Here is a 16,735-nt window from a genome sequence, read left to right on the forward strand (position 1 = left end):
ACACCAAACAATTTTTGAGAATATCCATGTCTAAACGTGATTATTATGAAGTGCTGAAAATTACACGCAGCGCAACCCAAGTTGAAATAAAACAAGCCTATCGTAAAAAGGCGATGAAATACCATCCTGATCGTAACCAAGGCGATCCAGAAGCAGAAGCAAAATTCAAAGAAGTCAACGAAGCTTATGATGTTCTAAAAGATGAACAAAAAAAAGCAGCCTATGATCAATATGGGCATGATGCTTTCCAAAATGGTGGCCCTGGTGCTGGCGGATTTGGTGATATCTTTGACATGTTTGGCGATATGATGGGCATGCGCCGTGGTGGTCAAGGTCAAAGACGCACCGGTGCAGATATCCAAATCCAAACAGAAATTCAATTAACTGAAGCTTTTTCTGGCGTAAAAAAAACAGTTAAATTCCAAAGCAAAAAATCTTGTTCCAGCTGTCATGGCTCTGGTTCTTCAGATAGTGCACAAGGAAGCAAAACTTGTCCAACTTGTCATGGTGCTGGTAAAGTTCGTTCACAACAGGGCTTTTTCCTTGTGGAACGTCCTTGTCATACCTGTCATGGATCTGGTCAAGTCATCAGCAACCCTTGTAAAAAATGTAATGGTAGTGGGCTAGAAGGCCAAGAAAAAGAACTTGAAATCGATATCCCAGCTGGAATTGAAGATGGCACTAGAATTCGTATTACTGGTGAAGGAGAGGCTGGCAATAACGGCACACCTCCTGGTGATTTATATGTTCACGTCAGCGTTCTGCCTCATGAAATTTTTCAACGTGATGGCGCTACAATTTTTTGTCGTATCCCCGTTAGAATGACCCAAGCTGCATTAGGTTCAGAAATTGAGGTGCCTATTATTGATGGTGGTAGAACTAAAGTTAAAATTCCAGCAGGAACACAATCTGGTAAGCAATTCCGCCTTCGCAGCAAAGGTTTTTCTGTATTAAGATCAACTTCTCGTGGCGATATGTATATTGAAGTTAAAGTAGAAACACCTCAAAGTCTTAGCAAACGCCAAAAAGAATTGCTTGAAGAATTTGAAAACGAGTCCCAAGATGGACAAGATCAAGGCAGCCCAGAAACATCCGGCTTCTTTTCCAAAGTCAAAGATTTCTTTGAAGGAAAAGCTTGATTTTATCTCTTAACGTGAAAGCATAAAAATGACATCTTCTCCTTTACGAATTGGTATTGCTGGTATTACTGGGCGTGTTGGGCGCTTGTTAGTAGAAGAAGTTCGCCTTCAAGATAATGCTGTTTTATCAGGGGGCACTTCTCTTTCAAAAGACATTCAAAATTTATCTGATGGAATTAAAATTTATGAAAATTTTGAAGAGCTCGTCAAAGCAAGCGATGTAATTATTGATTTTACCAATGCTGCAACCACAGCCACTCATGCCAAAGCATTAAAGCACAGTAATGTTGCTTGGGTTCTAGGCACAACAGGTGTTTCTGAAGAAGCACAAAAACTCGTTCAAGAAACAGCTAAAACAACAGCTGTTATTCAAGCTGCTAATTTTTCACCTGGTGTAACGTTAATGATCCGTCTTGCAAGTGAATTAGGAAAAGCATTACCTTCCTCTCAATATGATGCTGAGATTGTAGAAACCCATCACCGTCAAAAAGTAGATGCTCCTTCTGGAACCGCACTTGCTATTGGCGAAGCTATTGCTGAAGCAAGAAATGTTCAACTTAAAGATGTAAAAGAATCTGGAAGAGATGGCGTTACTGGGGCTCGTAAAGAAGGTTCCATTGGATTTGCAGCGCTTCGTGGTGGACAAATTGTTGGCGAACATAGTGCTATTTTTCTTGCAGATGTAGAGGAAATCAGCATTACTCACAAAGCTTTTGATCGTCGTATCTTCGCAAAAGGGGCTGTTCGCTCTGCTTTTTGGAGTGTCGGTAAACCTGCTGGTTTATATGGAATGACCCATGTTTTAGGTCTTGATCCTGTACAATAGAAAAACTTTTTTTTACTTTTACTCTTGACGTAGCAGTCACAAAAGGGTCTTTTAACAAATTCGTTTTTTTACATTTAAATTAGATGGGATAGCAGAAAAATTATGCGAAACAATAGCGATTTTCTGTTCGCTTCTGAATCAGTATCTGAAGGACATCCAGACAAAGTTGCTGATCGTATCAGCGACGCCGTATTGGACACATATCTTGCAGCAGATCCAGAAGCTCGCGTAGCTTGTGAAACTCTTGTCACCACAAACCAAATTATTTTGGCTGGTGAAGTTCGTGGCCCAGAAAGCATTACTAAAGAATTGCTTATTGAAAAGGCTCGTGAAACCGTAAAAGAAATCGGTTACGATCAAGAGGGCTTTTCATGGAGAAATGCCAGTGCTTTGAACCTCCTTCATGCTCAATCTGCTCATATTGCTATGGGTGTGGATAGCGGCGAAGGCAAAGATGAGGGTGCTGGTGACCAAGGAATTATGTTTGGGTATGCAACCACAGAAACAGACAGCTTAATGCCTGCACCGATTTACTATGCTCATAAGATTTTACAAAATCTAAATGACCTTCGTAAATCTAGTGATCCAAAAGGCAAAGGCTTCCTTCCTGATGCAAAAAGCCAAGTCACTTTAAAATATGTCAATGGTAAACCTGTTGGTGCAACTTCTATTGTGTTGTCAACTCAACATGAAGAAGCCATGAAACAAAGTGATATTCGTAATACATTACATGACCTTATCACAAATACGCTTCCAGAAGGTTGGATGTGTCCTGAAAATGAATTCTATGTTAACCCAACAGGCCTCTTTATTATTGGTGGCCCAGATGGTGACTGTGGATTAACAGGACGTAAAATCATCGTTGATACGTATGGTGGGGCTGCACCGCATGGTGGTGGGGCGTTCTCTGGTAAAGATCCAACCAAAGTTGATCGTTCTGCTGCGTATGCTTGTCGTTATTTAGCAAAGAATATCGTTGCAGCTGGTCTTGCAGATAGCTGTACCTTACAAATTTCTTATGCTATTGGTGTTTCTCATCCTTTATCTGTTTATGTTGATTTACATAATAGTGGTAAAGATATTAACGAAGAAAAATTGGAAAAAGTTCTCCGTGAAGTTATGGATTTATCTCCAAGAGGTATCCGTAAACATTTACGTCTAAACCGTCCAATTTACAGAGAAACTGCAGCTTATGGTCATTTTGGTCGTACGCCAGATCTCAAGAAAGATAACTTTACTTGGGAACAAACTGATCTAGTTGATACTTTACGTAATGCGTTCAATCGTTAATTTGTAAAGACTGTTTGTTATGAATACAACGAAGAAAAGCTCCTCTGAGAAGGAGCTTCTCTTTTCATTAGAAAATGAAAAGCCCGCAACTGAACGTTTATATGGTCGCCGTCGTGGTCATCCCCTTCGTGATCGTCAACAACGTTTATATAATGATTATCTTCCTCGCATTAAATTCCCACAATCAGCTTTAAAAAATCCAAGTGATGCTTTTGGTCAAACTCCAAAAGAAGTATGGATGGAAGTTGGTTTCGGTGGTGGAGAACACAGTCTTGCCCGACATCAAACCAATCCTGATGTGGGTTATATTGCCTGTGAAGTTTTTGAAAATGGGGTTTGTTCGCTTTTATCAAACCTATTAGATGAAACACTCGAAGAAAAAACAGCATCTGTTCCAGATATGCTAAGATTATGGAATGAAGATGCACGTATTTTAATTCGTGAATTTCCAGACCAGTCAATTGATAAACTATTTCTAATGTTTCCTGATCCTTGGCCAAAAGCACGTCATTCAAAACGTCGTTTTGTCCATCCTGATCGTATTCCTTTGTTACATCGAATTTTGCGCTCTGGTGCTCATTGGCACGTTGCCAGTGATGACCCTACCTATCAAGAATGGGTATTAGAGGTCATGGGAAATCAATCTTATTTTGAAAAAGTTCTAGAAACCACAGAACGTCCATCTGATTGGCCATCTACCCGATATGAACAAAAAGCATATCAAGCAGGCAGACAGCCTATTTTTTGGATCTTCAAACGAGTCTAAGTATTAAGACCATGATCTAACTCTGCTGCTTCACGCTCAGCTTCTTTCTGGGCGTGTTCAATTAATCTCTTTTCATTTTTATGAATGAACCAGATAAAAGAGAGTAGAATAACCCCTCCCACGACGCCTAAAACTAAACCAATCGTGCCTTCAAGTTGAAGGATTTGTTTCCCTAGAAAATACGTTACATAACTATATCCGCCAGCCCAAGCGATCCCACCTAAGGCATTATAAAACATAAACCCTTTCCAAGGCATTTTATTCGCCCCAGCTAATAACGCTGTGAAAAGACGCAATAGCACCATAAAGCGTCCAATAAAGACAACTTTACCACCGTGATGCTTAAAGAGATATTGTCCTAATAATAATCGCTCGGGTGTTAATTTTATTTTAGGGCCATATTTTTTAAGAACATGATAACCAATTTTCTGTCCTATTAAATAGCCAAAATTATCCCCCATAATAGCACCAATAATTGCAGATAATGCAATTAAGTGGACGCTTAAGCCACTATTTGGTGAAGCTGCATATATAGAGGCGGCAATCAACATTGTCTCAGCAGGAAGCAAAAGCCCCATACTTTCCAACATAATCACCAAACCAACAAGTAAATATCCGTAATAACTATAATCACGGATAAAATCCATAAATTGTTCTACCAGTGTTCTAGACCCATTAATATTAAAGAATTAACTTAAATAGCTTTACCTTATTATTGATTTTTATAAAATAAAAAAAGACCTACTTTAAAACAAAAACGTGAATATAAAGGTTTCCATAATGATACATCATGCTACCTCGCTTCCTTGTGGCAGTTGGCCTTCTCCTTTTTCTCCACAGTTCGTTAATGGAAAGACGATTGTTTTTTCAGAACTCACCAAGGATCATGATGATATTTATTGGCTAGAACGCCGTCCAGAAGAGCAAGGCAGGACTGTTTTAGTAAAATGGAACCCAGTTTCAGGAATAAAAGATATTACACCCCAACCTTTTTCAGTCGGCACTCATGTGCATGAATATGGTGGAGGGGCTTATCATGTCCATAACCAACAAATTATTTTTAGTGATCAAAAAACAAGTGCCGTATGGTTCATCAATCAAGATCACGACCCAATATTAATTTTTCAAGACGATGCATATCGATTTACCAACTTTCGTATTATGGATAATTTTGTCATCTGTGTTGCTGAACATCATCATCAAAATCAAGTGCATAATACTATTGTGGCTTTATCGCTATCCACACCTCAGCAATTAATAGTTTTAACCGAAAGTGCAGACTTTTACAGCTCCCCTCGTCTATCGCCTAATCATCAGCATTTAACATGGATCGAGTGGGATCATCCAAACATGCCTTGGGAAGCAACGCGTTTATGTATTGCAGAGATCGACTCATCTCTGACTTTACAAAATAAACAAATCATTGCTGACACTAATCATCAGGAATCTCTTATTCAACCAGAATGGGTTTCTGATACGGATTTAATCATTTGTAGTGATCGTAGCGGATATTGGAATCTCTATAAAATTAATATCCATAACCATAATCATTTAGACGCTATTGCACCAATAAAAGCCGAAATTGGATTACCTCAATGGGTTTTTGGTCAACAAAGTTGGTACTCAATATCTCCTAACCAGTTTATTGCTCAAGCCATAACGAATGGCAATGCAGAGACTATTTTAATTAATAAAGGACAAATAACAAAACTGGATCTCAATTACCCAGAAACATGTCCTGTGCCTTTCAATAAAGAAAATAACTATGCATGGATAAATAACTCACCTTATCATCCTGCCCAAATTATGATGCAAGATCATACAGGGAAACAGCATGTTTTGCGTTCTTCTAACGCTATTCAAATGAGTCCAGATGATATTTCTTATGGTCACCCCATCACTTTCCCTACACAAGATCATCAAGAAGCGCATGCTTTCTTTTATATGCCTACCAACCAACACTATTCTCCTATAGAAGGAGAACTCCCCCCTTTACTTGTCTTAGCTCACGGTGGGCCAACTGGACAAACAACAAATGGGTTTTCTCCACGTATTCAATTTTGGACAAGCAGAGGGTTTGCTGTTGTTGATGTTAATTATCGTGGCTCAACAGGATTTGGTAAAAATTACAGAGAAGCCTTACAAAAACAATGGGGCATTCTTGATGTACAAGATTGTATTGATGCCTGCCAATATCTTATCGATCAGAAAAAAGTTGATCCAAAACGAATTGTCATACGAGGCAGTAGTGCTGGAGGATATACTGTGTTAACAGCACTGATCCAATCAAAACTCTTTGCTGCTGGATCTTGTTTATATGGTGTAGGAGATTTAACCGCTTTAGCTGAAGAAACACATAAATTCGAAGCGCGTTATTTAGATGGCTTGATCGGAAAATATCCTGAAGAAAAACACATTTACCAAGAGCGTTCTCCTTTAAATCATATCCATAACATCCAATCTCCTTTAATTGTTTTTCAAGGATTACAAGATAAAGTTGTTCCTCCTTCTCAAGCTGAGGCCATTATTCAAGCATTAAAAAGCAATCACATTCCTTATGCTTATTATACATTTCCAGAAGAGGGGCATGGATTTAGACAAGAAGCCACGTTAACCAAAGTATTAGAAATGGAGTTATCCTTCTTTGGTAAAATCCTTGGATTTACGCCTGCCAATCTAGATGAAGAAGTTACCATTTACTCTTAACCCTCTTACTCTACAGGTTCTCTGCTATGCAACGTCGTGATTTTTTAAAACTAACCTCTCTTCTAGGAATCGCTGGAACAGGTATTGTACCTTATCAATCCTCATGGGCAGCACAAAATAGAACCACTTTGCCTATTCCTTCTTTATTATACCCAGATACTCAAGGAAATATAAAGCTTACCTTACAAGAAGGCACCACCCATTTCATCAATGGTAAGTCAACTAAAACATGGGGGATTAATCAGGCGTTCTTAGGCCCTGCATTAGTCTTAGATGTTGGTAAAAAAGCTTCTATTAAAATTGATAATCAACTCCCTACTTCAACGACATTGCATTGGCATGGATTAATTATTCCTGGAGCCTCAGACGGTGGACCTCAAGATTTAATTCCGTCTAAACAAAGTCAAACTGTTCAGTTTACCCTACAACAACCCAGCTCTACTTGTTGGGTACATCCTCATATGCATGGTCAAACAGGAAAACAAGTCACAATGGGATTGGCTGGACTTGTGTTAATTCAAGATGAACAAAGTAAAAAGCTACCCATTCCTAACAATTGGGGCAAAGATGATATTCCTGTGATCTTACAAGATCGACAATTTAATCCTCAAGGGCAGTTTGCTTATCAATTAGATGTCATGAGCGCTGCATTAGGATGGTTTGGTAATCATATGTTAACCAATGGGGCAACTTATCCCCGCCATATTGCTCCACGAGGATGGGTAAGATTACGTTTTTTAAATGGCTGTAATGCACGCACATTAACTCTTGCCACCAGTGATAATAGACCTTTTTATGTTATTGCCAGTGACGGTGGGTTTTTACAAGAACCTGTCAAAGTAACAGAGCTTCCTATCTGGATGGGAGAACGGTTTGAAGTCTTAGTCGATACTTCTAATGGAAAAGCTTTTGATATTATCACCAAACCTGTTCAACAAATGGGAATGAGTCTTCCTCCATTTAACAACAACGTACCTGTCTTAACCATTCAACCTTCATCAGAAAAAAATCAAGCAACGTTACCTGATCATTTAGTAGATATGCCTGCCATTCCAACCATCCCTAATTTATACCAACGTCACTTAGACCTCACAATGAATCCTCAATTAGACAAAATGGGAATGCAGGCTTTTCAAGATAAATATCCTCAACATTCTATGGCTAACATGGACATGGACGACATGCATATGGCTATGTCTCACGGGCATGAAATGCACATGGATCATATGACTCATCATTCCGAACATTCTTTTGATTTTCATAATGGTAATATGATTAATGGCAAAGCCTATGATATGAACCATCCTCTATTTAATGTTAAACAAGGAAAATATGAGGAATGGGTTATTTCTGGTAAGGGCGATATGATGGTTCATCCCTTCCATATTCATGGCACGCAATTCCGTATTTTATCTGAGAATGGAGCTCCTCCTGCTCCTCACCGAACAGGATGGAAAGATATCGTGCATGTTAACGGAAAAGTCAGCAAAGTCCTGGTACGTTTTGACCACCTAGCAAGTCCTAAAAGAGCTTACATGGCGCATTGTCATTTATTAGAACATGAAGATACTGGGATGATGTGTGGATTTACCGTCAGTGCTTAAGCATCGTTATTATTTACTCGGCTAAGGATGATCTCTACGAAATAACGCCCATTCTTCTATTTTCTCACCACTAGGTAATGTGCATATTGCATATTCCCCTTGTGGTGTTGAAACTGGAGTGGATTTCCCATGTAACTGCACACAATAAACAGAGGCTGGATTAGGCATGCCAATCATTTTAGACTCTTTAACAACTTTATGCGATGAATCTTGACAGGCTGTCATAATAAATAAGCCAATCAATAAAGAAATAGAGGTTTGATATTTCATTTTATACCTTGCCTAATCTCGTTTACATTTTCTATTTTCATGACGTCCATATAAATAATAATGAGTCACAGGATCAATTCCTGATACCTTTACATCAGGATAAGTTTTTAAATAAAAATCAATATCAAAATCTTTTAAAATCTCCCACTCTGGAATAGTGATAATATCACTTATTCCTTCAAATTCTTTTAAAAAGTCTTGTTTTTCTTGATCATTAAACCAAGGATTCCGATATAAAGGCTCTTTACTTAATTTGGATAATAAATGCTCATTCTTTTTAGCTTCTTTTAAACTTCCACTCGAAGGAAGATGATTTAACTCTAACCCACTATCCATGATTGCATAAAGATTTGTACTATCATTACGAATAATTCCTCCAAATCCTGCTTTTACATAACGATTAGTATATTCAGTATGCTCATGACCATAACGACCAAAACGACTATCCATATACCCAATAAATTGAAAAGCTTCTCTACTAATGGCAAGAGCAGTTCCTTGCACAACAGGACACAATCCTGGATTATGCGCTGTACATCGCCCAAACACTACTTTTGATTTTACAAAATCAGAAACATAATTAATATGACCATGAAGTTGTGCCCCTTTACACCACTCCACGTCCCAACCATACATACAAGGTAAAATATCATCATCAAGCAATAAAAATACATCACAAGATGTATAATTTGCTAAGTAATATAAGCCTCTATTTTTATTCCAGGCAATTCCTTTGTTTCCACTGGAAATATACGAAACATCCGCTTGCTCTAACATTTCAACTGTATTATCTGTTGATCCATCATCACACACTACAAGCTCATACTCTCCCAAAGAGAACTGACGAATAAAGTTGATCTGTTTTAATAAATGCTCTGCTCTATTAAAAGTTGTAATGGCAATACCAAGTTTCATTATTTATACTTTGTAAATTAATTTTTATTAAAATTAGTCAATCATATCATAGAATTACTATTTAATAAAAATTCTAAAAAAATTACTCAAAACTCTTTTAATCTCAAAATGATTTCCTAAGTATAAATAAACTACTAGATATTGATGTAATTCTTCACAAATATTCGAAATATTAATTTACTCAAAGGATATCTCTATAATGAAAAAAGCTATGTTACTTTTTAGCGCATGTCTGTTCTCCATTTCAACAATGGCTGCTGCAAATGCTGCTGAAAAAACGCAAGCACAAAAGCCTATTAACCAATGGACATGCCAAGATTTCTTAATGTTAGATGAAAACTTCCAACCAACAGCTGTTGGTTTTGCAGAAGGCATTACAAAGAAAGATAAAGTCGTTGATCCAACATTAGATGTTCAAGGAATCGCTCAAGTGGTTCCTGTTTTAGTACAAGAATGCAAAAAAAGCCCGAAAGACAACTTTGTAAATAAAGTAAAAACAAACTTAACAGATAAAAAATAATATACGTAAAACGTAAAATTATATACTTATCTAGCTCACCCGACATATTATTTCTGTATCTTTTTTACTTATCACAAAATTGTGATAAGTAAAAATAATGTTATTTGATATCACGAAAATGTCATATAGTGACTCTACAATTTAATTTTATTGAAGAGTAAAGAATATGACAAATATATGGATGCATATTGGCGCTGGATCTTTTCATCGTGCTCACCAAGCTTGGTATTTACATCGTTTGTTACAAGAAGCTTCTGCTGAAAAGTGGAAAATCGCTATTGGCGGTATTCGTAACGATGTAGTGCCCCTTCTTACTGCTCTTTCAGAACAAAATAACGAATATACATTAGAAACTGTTACCCCTAAGGGTGTTCGTACCTACGAAAAAATCACTTCTATTGCAAAAGTTCTTCCTTGGGATGCAAATATGACTTCCCTTATTGAACAAGGCTCAAAAGAAGAAACAAAAATTATTGCTTTTACCGTTACTGAAGGTGGATATTATTTAGATACAAGCCATAATTTGGATCCAAATAGTGCTGATATTCAAACAGAACTTAAAGGTACTATTTGCACAATTTATGGTGCAGTTAGAGCTATTTTAAAAGAACGTATTAAACAAAACGGTAAACCTGTTACCCTATTAAGCTGTGATAACTTACGTCACAATGGTGATCGTTTCCGTCACGGATTCCTTCAATTCCTTGAACTTTGCAAAGACACAGAGTTGAGCGAATGGGTTAAGAAAAATACTACTTCTCCAAACGACATGGTGGATCGTATTGTTCCTCGTCCTGCTGCTGATTTAGCACCTCGTGTTAAAAAAGAAACAGGTACAGACGATAAAGCTCCTGTTATGGGTGAAGCTTTTATTCAATGGGTTATTGAAGATAACTTTATTGATGGACGTCCAGCGCTTGAAAAAGTTGGTGCTGAGATGGTTAAAGATGTTCAACCATATGAAGAAGCAAAAATCCGTATTTTAAATGCAAGTCACAGCTGTATTGCTTGGGCAGGCACATTAATCGGGTTATCTTACATCCATGAAGGCACATTAACACCAGACATTAAACAAATGGCATGGAACTATGTAACCGAAGATGTTATTCCATGTTTAACCCCATGTCCTTTAGACCTTAACGATTACAGAGACGTTGTTTTAGAACGTTTCAGTAACCCAAGCATCCAAGATACAAATCAACGTGTTGCTGCTGATGGTTTATCAAAAATCCCAGGATTTATTACACCAACATTAATTGAATGTTATGATCGTGGTGTTGAACCAAAAGCAACCGCTGTATTACCTGCATTATTCTTTGTATTCATGGAAGAATGGCATCAAGGTAAACTTCCTTATGAATATCAAGACGGTATCTTAAACGCTGATGCAATGCATGCGGTCTTTAACAGTGCAGATCCTGTTGCAACCTTTGCTGGTGACAAAGCTTTATTCGGTAAACTGGCTGGAAAAGCTAACTTTGTTGCTTTAATTCGCAAAGCCGTTGACGACGTTAAAAAATGGCGCGCAACAGCAAAAAAATAATATTATAACTTCATAAATATTATAATTAAAAAAGGCAGTGTCTATGTTATAGACACTGCCTTTTTATTTAAAAGCAATAAATAATACAAAAATGGTACGAAAAAACCTAGTAACAATATTGTGAGGTTGCAGAAAATCCTTTTATAATGCGCACATATCAACTAATTGTGAATAGTGGAATATTAAAAAATATAAAAGATGTTATGAATAATAGTGAAGAATTACACCTTTTAGATTTTTTAATAGGTTAGCCTCCCTCAGGCTAATTTTTATATAAACTATCTAAGGATATTACCCATGAGTTCAAAAAAACTGTTATTTGGTTTTATGCCTGTTCCATTAATTTGGGGATATATTGCGATTGCTATTTTTATGGCCGGTGACGGCTTTGAAGTTGCTTTCCTATCAAAATATATTACCAATCTTGGATTCTCTCCTGAGCAAGCCTCAAACGTCTTTACTGTATATGGTTTAACCGCAGCCCTAGCCGCATGGGGGTCTGGTGTCATTGCAGAAATTATGAAGCCACAAAGATCTATGTTACTCGGTCTAATGATTTGGATCGTGATGCATATTTTATTTATGACTTTAGGCTTGGGGCTAGGAAATTATTGGTTCATGCTTTTATTCTACGGTATACGTGGATTTGGATATCCTTTATTTATCTATTCTTTTATCGTTTTAATTATTCACAATGTTCCTGAAAACAAAATCTCCACAACAATGGGATGGTTCTGGGCTGCTTACTCTGTAGGTCTTGGAACAATCGGTGGTTGGTTGCCAAGTGAAACAAACGTCTTAATCGGCATGGATGGAACCTTATGGTTATCTTTAGCCTGGGTTGCATTTGGTGGTTTCTTAGGGTTATTTGCTCTACGCCATGTTAAAATTGATGAAGCAAAAGCAAGATTACCTTTCAAAGAAAAACTAGCAGAACTCTCCTTAACCGTAACTATGTTATATAAAAATAAATATATTTTTATGACAGGTTTAATTCGCGTTATTAATACAGTTCCTTTATTCGGTGTTGCTATTTTCATGCCATTATATCTTGAAGGCGATCCTAACCATAACCTTCCAGGTTTTGGTTTTTCAAACGCTGAGTGGCAACAAATTTGGGCTGTATTTTTAACCATTACCATTTTCACCAACGTTTTCTGGGGAATTATGGGTGACTATATTGGATGGTTAAGACAAGTTCGTTGGGTTGGCTGTTTCTGTGGTATTATTTCTTGCTTATCCTTTTACTATATCCCGCTATATTTTGGACATAATTATTGGATGGCTATGGTTCCTGCCTTATTATTAGGTATTACCGTTGCTGCCTTTGTTCCATTAACTGCTGTTTGTACAACGCTTGAACCAAACCATCAAGGTGCTGCTATCTCTATCTACAACTTAGCTGCTTCACTCAGTCAATGTGTTGCTGCTGCTGTTATTTCTATCGTTATTCGTCCTTTAGGGATTGAAGGCATTGTATGGGTTTATTCTGGCTTGTACGTTTTTGCAGGTATTTTAACTTACTTCATCAAAGTTAATCAACCAAAAATGCAAAGAAAACTGAAAACTGCATAAAAGGTTAGTTACAAACTAGCCTCTTCAAAAAGTTAAATGCCTTATTTAAAAACCCCCTTTACTGGGGGTTTTTAATATTCATATAAAAAAGTATTATTATTTAGAATTATATTGTAATTTTTTAACAAGTTTAAACATCCAAACATTGTGACCCGGCCACGCAACAAAAGAAACGTTAGGATTAGATCTCCATAATGTAACTTGTTGCTTCCATGTTAAAGCAAATGGGGCCGTTTGCTTAATTTCATAAAAATTAAATACACCAACACAACTAATCCATAAAATCACTACATAACAAAAATACTGACCCTTTATAGGCAAATTCGCCGATAAATAAAGTAGTATTAAAACAATAATAATTTGTGTTAAGAAAACATATCGTTGGTTCCATGATAAATGATAGAACCAATTTACTGGACCAATTGCACCATATATACTAATAAACTGCATTTCTATTAGTGCAAGCAACAATATCCCTATATCAATACGTATTTTAGGATATTTATAAATACAATAAATCATAAATATAAAAAATAAAATAGCTCCTATACATGGAATGATAGGTATTAAACTATTTTCTCGTAAATTATAAATACTCTCTAAATACGCAAATGAATAAATATTTACACCGATAAAAGGAGAAATAAAGTTACGTGTAAAAAAAACAGTTAAATAATCAACAAATGAAAAATGGAAACTACGCGCCTGATATGGATTATAACATATAAAAAATTGTATGAACCCACCAATCATCAATAGACAAAGCTGTTCTAAACGAAAACGATTACGATCCATTAAATATCTTATTCCTAAGATAGGAATAAGCAAAATCGCAATCATACTGGATAAAGCACAAAGTAAAAGAATTCCATCTTTTAGATAACGTTGATATGGCGTAGACTCTAACAAGATAATAATCAAAGTTGAAAATATTAACCAAAATTGAATATGTAAGCTTTCTAAAGAAAGCTCCATATGTTCTGGAACTAATAAAATTAACAATGTTGCAAATAACCGTGTTCTAAATTGCTGTAACCATTTATCTTGTGCTGTTAATAATAAAAATAGTGGTAAAATAAAAAATAATAACCCTGTACCCGTTGTTACATAAGGAGCATATTCTAAAGGAACTAATGTTTTTGCTGCCCATATAGAAATGTTCGCTGCTAAATTAAGATAACCACCATAAACATAACAAACTGTTTCTATAAAAGAATGCGTCCAAGCATATTGAAATAATGCTGACTCATCTTCCCAAAAACGTCCATATTTCAAAATATCAGGCGCACGGAAACATTCCATTCCTATAAAGAAAATAATTAGTCCCAAATTTTGAAAATATTTATTTTTTATAAAAAACATCATTAACCTTATTTCAAAATATAAAAAAACATTTAAAAATAGTGTTTTGTTTATCATGGTATGAGTAAAATTATACTGAAAATAATTTTTTCTATTAATTTACTATAAAATATCTTGTCTTTTTATTTTTTTCCCCTGTAAACAGATAATAAAGTGATTTCAAGGAGAATATTCATGAATAAATATGCGTTATGTTTAGCTTCGATAATAACAATGACTACTATTTCATTGACTGCTCATGCAAAGGATAATGATCCTCTTTTTATTAAACAAGATAAGTATGACTCTTGGCTTTTATCAGAATATTATAATACTGTATCTTTAACTAGTATTAAAGGATCATCTCCTGTCACTATAGAACTTAAACCTTATGGATATTCTCTTATTATCAATGTCATTTTTGATAATACTCAAAAACAATTACCACAAACAATCGAACTCGATGTAGGTGACTTTACCACTGAAATAACAAGAGTAAAACAAAGCCAAACTTACACTACCACTTTAGAACCCATGCCTGCTTTAACAATCATTAATAGTTTAAAAGACAATAAAAATATTACTCTTTATACGAATAATGACAAAACGATTAATATCCCATTAAATGGAATTAAAAAGGCAATGGAGACCATAGAAAATTTTGCTAAAGATCATTATATTACACTACCACAACCATTTTCACAAAAATTAGATATTTATACAACGATATCTATTCCTGATACAATTCCCTTTGATCTTTATCCTCTTTACCGTCAACAAAGTTATTTTCATGATATCTGTAATAAACAAGATAAAGATAAAAAGAAGGATCAAAATCAGCAAAACGCTTGTAAGCAAGAAGAAAATTTAATTAATTTAATGAAACAGAATGGAATTTGCAGAACAGAAAGCACACAACTTGCACAAAGCTTTATGCAAACAACAAAAGTATCTTATAATTGGGTTGTATGTCCTAAAAAATAAATAACAGCATAGAGTGTAAAATAATTTTACACTCTATTTTTTATTCCAACAACAGATCTTTTAAAATGGTTTTACCACCACCATAATCACAATAATAATCATTAATATTGTTGGAATTTCATTCATATAACGATAGAATTTCTCAGAATGCTTATTTTGATCTTTGAAAAACCGTTTACGCCAACGAGAACAAGCTCCATGAAAACCAAATAAAAGCAAAACAGAAATAATCTTAACAGGCCACCACACAGAGTGAAAATCAACTATTCCTGGTATAAGTGCCAATAAAATCCCAAAAATCGCTGTACAAACCATTGCAGGATTAATAATCATACGCTGTAGCTTACGCTCCATTACCTTAAAGCGTTCACTTTCCTCAGATCCAACTTTAGCCTGGCAATGATAAACAAACAATCTTGGTAAATAAAATTGCCCAGCCATCCATGCAATCATTGCAATAATATGAAAGGCTTTTATCCATAAATAGTAAGGCGCAAGAACAGCAATCATCATAAACCTTTATTTTTTCTGACTTTGAACAACGTCTTGAATAATCTTTGTTGCTTCATCTAATGTTTCAACACGAATTAACCCACGATAATCTGGAGCTGGCTTTTTCAGATCTCTTAATAAAATACAAACCATTCCTGCATCATAAGCCGCTTTTAATCCTGTATCAGAATCTTCTACCACAATACAATCTTCTGGATTAACCCCTTCTTGCTCTGCAGCATATAAATATAAATCAGGAAAAGGTTTTGGACGTTCCATATCACAACCTGAGTGTGTACGATCTGCTTCAAACCAATGGGTTAATTTTGAGGTATTAAATTTGATATTCATTTCTTCCAAAGAAGAGTTTGAACCAATACGATAAGGAATATTTAAATCCTTTAACGTTTGTAAAATTGTTTCTACCCCAGGAATTGGGTGAATATCATGATGCATTGCCTCTACAATCAAATCATGTGCACGCTGGCGCCAATGACGAGGTAAAGGCGTTGTAATCTTTTTTTCAATTTCTTTTTCAATATCAACTAACTGAACACCACTGAATAATTCTCTAGCTTCTGGGCCAGTAATATTCCAACCATGTGCTCTGGCTTCTTTCCCTAGAACTTCACCAACAAGATGTTCACTTTCAACCAAAACACCATCACAGTCAAAAATTACTAATTTTAATTTTCCATCGGCATGAACGCCTTTAGGTGCTTGTGAGATAGCTTTTTTAATCTCTTCTCTCATTCTAAAATCCT

16 protein-coding genes are annotated in these 16,735 nt (G+C 35.8%); 10 read left to right on the forward strand and 6 right to left on the reverse strand.

Annotation, left to right across the window (positions count from 1 at the left end):
• The first annotated feature begins 26 nt into the window (after window positions 1-26).
• The 4 genes from dnaJ (at window position 27) to trmB (ending at window position 4,021) form a co-directional block, all read left to right on the forward strand.
• Entirely contained in the window at window positions 27-1,139 is a 1,113-nt protein-coding gene (gene dnaJ, locus CIN_RS07910; protein ID WP_008854556.1) for a molecular chaperone DnaJ, read from the forward strand.
• Window positions 1,140-1,167: 28 nt separating this feature from the next.
• Entirely contained in the window at window positions 1,168-1,965 is a 798-nt protein-coding gene (dapB, locus tag CIN_RS07915; protein WP_008854557.1) for a 4-hydroxy-tetrahydrodipicolinate reductase, read from the forward strand.
• A gap of 102 nt (window positions 1,966-2,067) precedes the next feature.
• On the forward strand, window positions 2,068-3,255 hold the full coding sequence (gene metK, locus CIN_RS07920) for a methionine adenosyltransferase (RefSeq protein ID WP_008854558.1): 1,188 nt from the start codon (window positions 2,068-2,070) through the stop codon (window positions 3,253-3,255).
• 19 nt (window positions 3,256-3,274) lie between these two features.
• Window positions 3,275-4,021: a tRNA (guanine(46)-N(7))-methyltransferase TrmB gene (gene trmB, locus CIN_RS07925; RefSeq protein ID WP_008854559.1), complete on the forward strand. Its 747-nt coding sequence runs from the start codon at window positions 3,275-3,277 to the stop codon at window positions 4,019-4,021.
• Here the strand turns inward: trmB and CIN_RS07930 are convergent.
• On the reverse strand, window positions 4,018-4,668 hold the full coding sequence (locus tag CIN_RS07930) for a DedA family protein (protein WP_008854560.1): 651 nt from the start codon (window positions 4,666-4,668) through the stop codon (window positions 4,018-4,020). The two genes, trmB and CIN_RS07930, sit on opposite strands and share 4 nt — an antisense overlap.
• A 133-nt stretch (window positions 4,669-4,801) precedes the next feature.
• Here CIN_RS07930 and CIN_RS07935 point away from each other — a divergent pair, with 133 nt between their 5' ends.
• Together CIN_RS07935 and cueO are read left to right on the forward strand one after the other, a co-directional pair.
• Window positions 4,802-6,727 carry an alpha/beta hydrolase family protein gene (locus CIN_RS07935; protein ID WP_008854561.1) on the forward strand — a complete coding sequence of 642 codons (1,926 nt, stop codon included), beginning with the start codon at window positions 4,802-4,804 and terminating at the stop codon, window positions 6,725-6,727.
• 26 nt (window positions 6,728-6,753) lie between these two features.
• Window positions 6,754-8,331 carry a multicopper oxidase CueO gene (gene cueO, locus CIN_RS07940; RefSeq protein WP_008854562.1) on the forward strand — a complete coding sequence of 526 codons (1,578 nt, stop codon included), beginning with the start codon at window positions 6,754-6,756 and terminating at the stop codon, window positions 8,329-8,331.
• Window positions 8,332-8,352: 21 nt separating this feature from the next.
• Here cueO and CIN_RS12155 read toward each other — a convergent pair whose 3' ends face one another.
• Window positions 8,353-8,601: a putative hemolysin gene (locus CIN_RS12155; protein WP_008854563.1), complete on the reverse strand. Its 249-nt coding sequence runs from the start codon at window positions 8,599-8,601 to the stop codon at window positions 8,353-8,355.
• Window positions 8,602-8,613: 12 nt separating this feature from the next.
• Window positions 8,614-9,516 (reverse strand): glycosyltransferase family 2 protein, encoded by a 903-nt coding sequence (locus tag CIN_RS07950; RefSeq protein ID WP_008854564.1) that lies wholly within the window; start codon window positions 9,514-9,516, stop codon window positions 8,614-8,616.
• A 199-nt stretch (window positions 9,517-9,715) separates the two neighbouring features.
• On the opposite strand from CIN_RS07950, the gene hdeA reads away from it, so the two are divergent.
• The 3 genes from hdeA (at window position 9,716) to CIN_RS07965 (ending at window position 13,154) form a co-directional block, all read left to right on the forward strand.
• Window positions 9,716-10,036, forward strand: coding sequence for an acid-activated periplasmic chaperone HdeA (gene hdeA, locus CIN_RS07955; protein WP_040364206.1), 321 nt, complete (start codon window positions 9,716-9,718; stop codon window positions 10,034-10,036).
• A gap of 166 nt (window positions 10,037-10,202) precedes the next feature.
• Complete coding sequence (gene dalD / locus CIN_RS07960; protein ID WP_040364207.1) at window positions 10,203-11,579, forward strand: D-arabinitol 4-dehydrogenase; 1,377 nt, start codon at window positions 10,203-10,205, stop codon at window positions 11,577-11,579.
• A gap of 297 nt (window positions 11,580-11,876) precedes the next feature.
• Window positions 11,877-13,154, forward strand: a complete 1,278-nt coding sequence (locus tag CIN_RS07965) for an MFS transporter (RefSeq protein WP_008854567.1) — start codon at window positions 11,877-11,879, stop codon at window positions 13,152-13,154.
• Between the two features lie 96 nt (window positions 13,155-13,250).
• Here CIN_RS07965 and CIN_RS07970 read toward each other — a convergent pair whose 3' ends face one another.
• Entirely contained in the window at window positions 13,251-14,519 is a 1,269-nt protein-coding gene (locus tag CIN_RS07970; protein WP_139016987.1) for a hypothetical protein, read from the reverse strand.
• Window positions 14,520-14,690: 171 nt separating this feature from the next.
• Here CIN_RS07970 and CIN_RS07975 point away from each other — a divergent pair, with 171 nt between their 5' ends.
• Window positions 14,691-15,479 carry a hypothetical protein gene (locus CIN_RS07975; protein WP_008854569.1) on the forward strand — a complete coding sequence of 263 codons (789 nt, stop codon included), beginning with the start codon at window positions 14,691-14,693 and terminating at the stop codon, window positions 15,477-15,479.
• Between the two features lie 60 nt (window positions 15,480-15,539).
• Here the strand turns inward: CIN_RS07975 and hemJ are convergent, their stop codons facing one another.
• Together hemJ and CIN_RS07985 are read right to left on the reverse strand one after the other, a co-directional pair.
• Window positions 15,540-15,992, reverse strand: coding sequence for a protoporphyrinogen oxidase HemJ (gene hemJ, locus CIN_RS07980; RefSeq protein ID WP_008854570.1), 453 nt, complete (start codon window positions 15,990-15,992; stop codon window positions 15,540-15,542).
• Between the two features lie 6 nt (window positions 15,993-15,998).
• Complete coding sequence (locus CIN_RS07985; protein ID WP_008854571.1) at window positions 15,999-16,724, reverse strand: HAD family hydrolase; 726 nt, start codon at window positions 16,722-16,724, stop codon at window positions 15,999-16,001.
• Between the last annotated feature and the right edge of the window lie 11 nt (window positions 16,725-16,735).

It is taken from the genome of Commensalibacter intestini A911, from assembly GCF_000231445.1.
Taxonomy (GTDB): domain Bacteria; phylum Pseudomonadota; class Alphaproteobacteria; order Acetobacterales; family Acetobacteraceae; genus Commensalibacter; species Commensalibacter intestini.

Excerpts from the sequence above, each read along its gene's own strand:
- dnaJ (WP_008854556.1), top strand. The coding sequence starts at position 27 with ATGTCTAAACGTGATTATTATGAAGTGCTGAAAATTACACGCAGCGCA.
- dapB (WP_008854557.1), top strand. The coding sequence starts at position 1,168 with ATGACATCTTCTCCTTTACGAATTGGTATTGCTGGTATTACTGGGCGT.
- metK (WP_008854558.1), top strand. The coding sequence starts at position 2,068 with ATGCGAAACAATAGCGATTTTCTGTTCGCTTCTGAATCAGTATCTGAA.
- trmB (WP_008854559.1), top strand. The coding sequence starts at position 3,275 with ATGAATACAACGAAGAAAAGCTCCTCTGAGAAGGAGCTTCTCTTTTCA.
- CIN_RS07930 (WP_008854560.1), bottom strand. The coding sequence starts at position 4,668 with ATGGATTTTATCCGTGATTATAGTTATTACGGATATTTACTTGTTGGT.
- CIN_RS07935 (WP_008854561.1), top strand. The coding sequence starts at position 4,802 with ATGATACATCATGCTACCTCGCTTCCTTGTGGCAGTTGGCCTTCTCCT.
- cueO (WP_008854562.1), top strand. The coding sequence starts at position 6,754 with ATGCAACGTCGTGATTTTTTAAAACTAACCTCTCTTCTAGGAATCGCT.
- CIN_RS12155 (WP_008854563.1), bottom strand. The coding sequence starts at position 8,601 with ATGAAATATCAAACCTCTATTTCTTTATTGATTGGCTTATTTATTATG.
- CIN_RS07950 (WP_008854564.1), bottom strand. The coding sequence starts at position 9,516 with ATGAAACTTGGTATTGCCATTACAACTTTTAATAGAGCAGAGCATTTA.
- hdeA (WP_040364206.1), top strand. The coding sequence starts at position 9,716 with ATGAAAAAAGCTATGTTACTTTTTAGCGCATGTCTGTTCTCCATTTCA.
- dalD (WP_040364207.1), top strand. The coding sequence starts at position 10,203 with ATGACAAATATATGGATGCATATTGGCGCTGGATCTTTTCATCGTGCT.
- CIN_RS07965 (WP_008854567.1), top strand. The coding sequence starts at position 11,877 with ATGAGTTCAAAAAAACTGTTATTTGGTTTTATGCCTGTTCCATTAATT.
- CIN_RS07970 (WP_139016987.1), bottom strand. The coding sequence starts at position 14,519 with ATGATGTTTTTTATAAAAAATAAATATTTTCAAAATTTGGGACTAATT.
- CIN_RS07975 (WP_008854569.1), top strand. The coding sequence starts at position 14,691 with ATGAATAAATATGCGTTATGTTTAGCTTCGATAATAACAATGACTACT.
- hemJ (WP_008854570.1), bottom strand. The coding sequence starts at position 15,992 with ATGATGATTGCTGTTCTTGCGCCTTACTATTTATGGATAAAAGCCTTT.
- CIN_RS07985 (WP_008854571.1), bottom strand. The coding sequence starts at position 16,724 with ATGAGAGAAGAGATTAAAAAAGCTATCTCACAAGCACCTAAAGGCGTT.